Genomic DNA, 297 nt, shown 5'->3' with positions numbered 1-297 from the left:
ACGTCGACCACGGTAAAACTACGCTTGTAGACAAAATTTTATATTTTACCAATCAATTCAGAGAAAATGAAAATGCTGGTGAATTAATCCTAGACAATAATGATTTAGAGCGTGAACGCGGGATCACTATTGTATCTAAGAACGTATCAGTAACATATAAAGGTGTTAAAATCAACATCATCGATACACCAGGTCACGCCGATTTCGGTGGTGAGGTTGAACGTGTATTGAAGATGGCCGATGGTGTAGTACTATTGGTAGATGCTTTTGAAGGCCCAATGCCTCAAACACGTTTCG

General features: G+C 39.4%; 1 protein-coding gene. It reads left to right on the top strand.

Annotated features, from left to right (window positions below; genetic code table 11):
* The coding region (locus B2X72_RS01820; protein ID WP_286848167.1) for a GTP-binding protein at positions 1-297 on the top strand (297 nt) is incomplete at both ends.

The sequence above is a fragment of the Sphingobacterium sp. UBA7253 genome, assembly GCF_002472745.1.
In the GTDB taxonomy this organism is placed as follows: Bacteria; Bacteroidota; Bacteroidia; order Sphingobacteriales; family Sphingobacteriaceae; genus Sphingobacterium; species Sphingobacterium siyangense.
Note: the sequence above shows the minus strand (reverse complement) of the source record. Positions and strands in the feature narration are given on the sequence as shown.